The 5,039-nt window shown below is 74.6% G+C and carries 5 protein-coding genes and 1 pseudogene; 2 read left to right on the forward strand and 4 right to left on the reverse strand.

The features are described 5' to 3' along the window. Window positions 1–474, reverse strand: a 474-nt coding sequence (locus tag BJF79_RS31310; RefSeq protein ID WP_083734258.1) for a DAK2 domain-containing protein, incomplete at its 3' end; no start/stop codon positions are given. Then, window positions 471–1,621, reverse strand: a pseudogene (gene dhaK / locus BJF79_RS67490) (dihydroxyacetone kinase subunit DhaK). The gene BJF79_RS31310 and the pseudogene dhaK, both read right to left, overlap by 4 nt. Between dhaK and BJF79_RS31320 the strand changes: the two are divergent. Further along, a complete protein-coding gene (locus BJF79_RS31320) occupies window positions 1,553–2,296 on the forward strand; it encodes a PIG-L deacetylase family protein (protein WP_075902847.1) in 744 nt (247 codons plus the stop codon). The pseudogene dhaK and the gene BJF79_RS31320 sit on opposite strands and share 69 nt — an antisense overlap. 181 nt (window positions 2,297–2,477) lie before the next feature. Here the strand turns inward: BJF79_RS31320 and BJF79_RS31325 are convergent, their stop codons facing one another. Together BJF79_RS31325 and BJF79_RS31330 are read right to left on the reverse strand one after the other, a co-directional pair. Beyond that, window positions 2,478–3,119 carry a response regulator gene (locus BJF79_RS31325; protein ID WP_075902849.1) on the reverse strand — a complete coding sequence of 214 codons (642 nt, stop codon included), beginning with the start codon at window positions 3,117–3,119 and terminating at the stop codon, window positions 2,478–2,480. Then, window positions 3,116–4,318, reverse strand: a complete 1,203-nt coding sequence (locus tag BJF79_RS31330; protein ID WP_262402799.1) for an ATP-binding protein — start codon at window positions 4,316–4,318, stop codon at window positions 3,116–3,118. Before BJF79_RS31330 ends, BJF79_RS31325 begins: the two co-directional genes overlap by 4 nt. Before the next feature lie 287 nt (window positions 4,319–4,605). Between BJF79_RS31330 and BJF79_RS31335 the strand changes: the two genes are divergently transcribed. Further along, on the forward strand, window positions 4,606–5,039 hold a 434-nt coding region (locus BJF79_RS31335), incomplete at its 3' end, for a PspC domain-containing protein (RefSeq protein WP_143220451.1).

Here is a 5,039-nt window from a genome sequence, read left to right on the forward strand (position 1 = left end):
GGCGGCGGCCCGCGCCGCGCCGGGCAGGGGCGCGCCGCCGTCGACCGCCTCCGCGTAGGCGACGACGGCGGGGGCGAGCGCGTCCACCATCGTCTTGTCGCCCTCCTCGGCCCGCCCCAGGTCGCGGACGCCGTCGAGCCCGGCCCGCAGCGCCGCGCCGAAGTCGGCGGCGTCCGGGTCGTCGAGGTCGTCCAGGACGCGGCCCGCACGGCGCAGCATCGTCCCGTAGAGGGGGCCGGACGCGCCGCCGGTCTTGGCGACGAGGGCCCGCCCGGCGGCGATCAGCACCTTGCCCGCCGGTGCGTCCGCGGGCAGCGCGTCGACGGCGGCGGCGAACCCCCGGTCGAGGTTGTGGCCGTGGTCGCCGTCGCCGATGGCGGCGTCGAGCCCGGTCAGCCGTTCGGCGTCGGCCGCGACGAGCGCGGCGGCGGCGCGGATCCAGCGGTCCGCGGCGGCGCCGGTCAGCCCGATCACCGGCCCCACCGCAGCGCGGGCGTGTCGACGGGCGCGTCCCACAGCCGGGTCAGCTCGGGCGTCAGCCGGCACACGCTCACCATGACCCCGGCCATCTCCAGGCTGGTCACGTAGTCGCCGACCAGGCACCGGACGATCCGCGCGCCATGCCCGGCCACCCAGTCGGCGACCGCGGCGTACGCGACGTACTGCTCGATCAGCGGGGTGCCGCCCATCCCGTTGACCAGCACGAGCAGGTCCTCGCCCGCGAGCGGCATGTCGGCGTCGATCGCCGCCAGCGCCGCGCCGACGATGTCGGTGGCGGTGCCCGCCTTGACCCGTTCCCGCCCGGGTTCGCCGTGGATGCCGATGCCGAGCTCCATCTCGCCGTCCGCCAGCTCGAACGTCGGCGCCCCGCGGCCGGGACGGTGCACGGCGACAGCGCGACGCCGAACGAGCGGCTGCGCTCGTTCACCTCGCGGGCGACGGCCGCGACCGCGGCGAGGTCCGCGCCCTCCTCGGCCCGCGCCCCGGCGATCTTCTCGACGAACAGCGTGGCCCCGGTGCCGCGCCGTCCCGCCGTGAACGTGCTGTCCTCGACGGCGACGTCGTCGTCGACCACGACGGGGACGACCTCAATGTCCTCGTCCTCCGCCAGCTCGGCGGCCATCCGGAAATTAAGTACATCGCCTGTGTAGTTCTTCACGATGTGCAATACCCCCGCACCCCCGTCGACCGCCATCGTCGCGGCGATGATCTGGTCGGGCACCGGGGAGGTGAAGATCTGCCCCGGCGCGGCGGCGTCGAGCATCCCCGGCCCGACGAACCCGGCGTGCAGCGGCTCGTGCCCCGACCCCCCGCCCGACACCAGGGCGACCTTGCCGCGGCGGGGCGCCGTCCGCCCGCACGACCGTCCAGCCGGTGGCGTCGACCCGCAGCGACGGGTGCGCGGCGGCGAGCCCGCGCAGCGCGTCGGAAACCACGTCCCCGGGCGCGTTGATGAGTTTGCGCATGTTCCCAGCCATACCCCGGCGCCGCCTCCTGTCCCAGACCCAATCGCGATCAGCCGCAGGGCGTGCCAGGGCGGGGTTCCGCGCTTATGGTGGAGATCGTGACGGGCGTACTCGAAGACAGCGGGCTGCAGCGGATCCTCGCGGTGATGGCGCATCCGGACGACGTCGACTTCGGCGCCGCCGGGTCGGTCGCGGGCTGGACGGACGCCGGCATCGAGGTCGTGTACCTGATGGTGACCGACGGCGACGCGGGCGGGTTCGACGACGGCCTGACCCGGCCGGAGATGGCGGCGCTGCGACGCGACGAGCAGCGCGCCGCCGCGAAGATCGTGGGCGTCACCGACGTCCGGTTCCTCGGCTACCCCGACGGCCGCGTCGAGGCCACCCTCGACCTGCGCCGCGACATCGCGCGGGTGATCCGCCAGGTCCGTCCCGACCGGGTGGTCATGCCGAGTCCGGAACGCAACTACGAGCGGATCTACCCGAGCCACCCCGACCACCGGGCCGTGGGCGGCGCCGCGCTCGACGCCGTCTACCCCGACGCCCGCAACCCCTACGCGTTCCCCGAGCTGCTCACCGAGGGCCTCGACGCGTGGACGGCGCGCGAGGTGTGGCTGACCGGCGGCCCGTCCGCGAACCACTACGTCGACATCACCGACCGGTTCGAGCGGAAAGTGAGCGCGCTGCGCGCCCACGCGAGCCAGACCGGCCAATCGTCCGAGGAGGACCTGCGGGAGATGCTCCAGGGCTGGCTGTCCGCCTCCGCCGCCGCAGGCGGCCTCCCCGAGGGCCGCCTGGCCGAACCGTTCCAGGTACTGAACACCGCCTGACCAGACTCCTCGAAAAGCGGCCGACCGACCGAACACGCCCCAGAAGACGAACGGCCGAACCACGGGCCGCCGCAAGACCGGCGGACGACCGATCACGTGCCGGCAGGAAATCGCCTCGGGGGCGGGCCAGGCCCCCGGGCGGCCGGAGCGAGCTCTGCGAGCGCAGGCCGACCGGATCCGGTCAGACGAGGCGGCGGGCGGCGGCCCAGCGGGACAGTTCGTGCCGGTTGGACAGCTGCAGCTTCCGCAGCACGCTGCTGACGTGCGTCTCGACCGTCTTGACCGAGATGTACAGCTCCTTGGCGATCTCCTTGTAGGCGTAGCCGCGGGCGATCAGCCGCAGGACGTCCCGTTCCCGCTGGGTGATCTGGTCGAGTTCGGGGTCGACGGCGGGGGCGTCGGTGGCGGCGAACGCGTCGAGGACGAAACCGGCGAGCCGGGGCGAGAACACCGCGTCGCCCTCGGCGACGCGGCCGATCGCGTCGGTGAGCTCCGGACCGGAGATCGTCTTGGTGACGTAGCCGCGCGCGCCGCCCCGCACGACGCCGATGACGTCCTCGGCGGCGTCCGACACCGACAGCGCGAGGAACCTGGACGGGACGTTGCCGTGCAGGCGGCGCAGCACCTCGATGCCGCCGCCGCCCGGCAGGTGCACGTCGAGCAGCACCACGTCGGGCGCCGTCTCGCGGATCACCGCGACGGCCTCGTCGACGTCGCCCGCCTCGCCGACGATCTCGACGCGGTCGCCGAGTTCGGCCTTCACGCCCGTCCGGAACATCTGGTGGTCGTCGACCAGCACGACCTTCTTGCGCGGCTCGCTCACGACTTCTCGATCTCCAAACGCACCTCGGTGCCCTCGCCCGGCGCGGTGCGGACGGTCGCCCGGCCGCCGTTGCGCTCCATACGTCCGATGATGGACCCCCGGACGCCCATCCGGTCGGCCGGGATCGCGTCGAGGTCGAAGCCGCGGCCCCGGTCCCGCACGAAGATCGCGATCTCCTTCCCCTCGACCTCGGCGAACACCGAGATCGACGGGGCCTCGGCGTACTTGGCGGCGTTCACCATCGCCTCCCGCGCCGCCTGGACGGCCGCGGCGAGCCGCTCGTCCAGCGCGGTGTCGCCCACGCACACGACCTCGATCGGGACGCCGTGCAGGTCCTCGACCTCCCCGGACGTCTCCTTGATCGCGGCGGCGAACGTCCGGTCGGGGTCGTCGCGGGGCTGGTACAGCCAGGTCCGCAGGGTGCGTTCCTGGGAGCGGGCGAGGCGCTGCACCTCGCGGGGATCGTTCGCGTTGCGCTGGATGAGGGTCAGGGTGTGCAGGACGGAGTCGTGGACGTGCGCGGCGAGTTCGGCGCGTTCCTGCGAGCGGATGCGCTCGTGCCGCTCGGCGTCGAGGTCCTGCCAGAGGCGGAAGAGCCACGGGGTGACGATCAGCGCGAGGCCGGTCAGGATGATCAGCATCGCGACGAGGACGGAGCGGATCTGGCTCGCCTCGACGTTCTGCGCGACGGCCCCGCCGATCCCGCCGACGACCAGCAGCAGTCCGAGCAGGGAGCGCAGCCACCGCTGCCGCAGCGGCAGCACCCAGCGTTCCCGCCGCGCCCGGTCGGCCTGCTGCCACAGCAGCGCGACGCCCGCGCCGCCGAGCACGAACGGCCACAGCGCCCACTGGAAGGGGCTCGCGACGCCCCAGGGCAGGGCGACCAGCGCGAGCAGGCCGACCGCGACGGCGCCATAGGCGAGGAGCTGCCCCCAGTCACGTGGTGTCCGCGCAGGGACGGACTGTGGCGTCGCGTCCGCCGCGCTCTGCGCGCGCGCCTGCGTCTCGGCTGCGGGCACGAACAGCCAGAAGGCGACGTAGGCGAGGATCCCGGGCGCCAGGATGACGAACGCGATCCGCACGAACAGCACGTCGATGCCGAGGTGGTCGGCGAGCCCGCGCGCCACCCCGGCCAGCAGCCGCCCGTCCGCCGCACGCACCAGCGGCGGCACCCCCGCGGTCCCGGGCGCCGCGTTCACGACCGCCCCCGCCGCGTCATAGCCGCGCCGGGCGTCGCGGTCGTGGCCGTCCGCGGTGCGCCTCGACCGCGCCGGGCGGCGGCGCGGGGGCCGAGGCTCCGGTCATGGCCGTCCCCGCCTCGCCCGCCCGCCCCCGCGTTCATCGCCTCCACCGTTCCCACACGTCGTCGATCGTCACACGGGGGCGCGGTGCCGCGCATCGGGGTCGTCCCCCGGTCCTCCTCAGGGTCGGTTTCAGGGACGTCCCCGATACCGCGCGGGACGCGCCGCACGCCACGATGGGTGCCATGGTCGAGGAAGCGAACGACACCGCAGGCGGGGCCGCCGCCGGGGCCACCGCCGCGCGCGGCGGCTACCCGCGGCTCGCCCGGGACGAGCAGAACCGGGTCATCACCGGCGTCTGCGGCGGCCTCGGCCGGTGCACGGGCATCGACCCGGTCGTGTTCCGGGTGGCGTTCGCCGTGTTCGCGTTCGTGCAGGGCCAGGGCCTGTTCCTCTACATCGCGGCGATCCTGCTCATGCCTTCGGCCCCGCACGCGACCGCGCCCGCCGAGCGGGTGCTGCGCCGCTGGTTCGACACGGCGGGCGTGCTGACGATCCTGGGCGGGCTGCTGGCCGCGTCGACCCTGGCGGTCGTGTCGTCCGGCCTCGACATGGGCGCCACGACCGCGGTGATCTTCGCGGCGCTGGCGGCGGCGACGCGGCGCACGCCCGCGGCGTC

The organism is Actinomadura sp. CNU-125, from assembly GCF_001942465.1.
GTDB lineage: Bacteria > Actinomycetota > Actinomycetes > Streptosporangiales > Streptosporangiaceae > Spirillospora.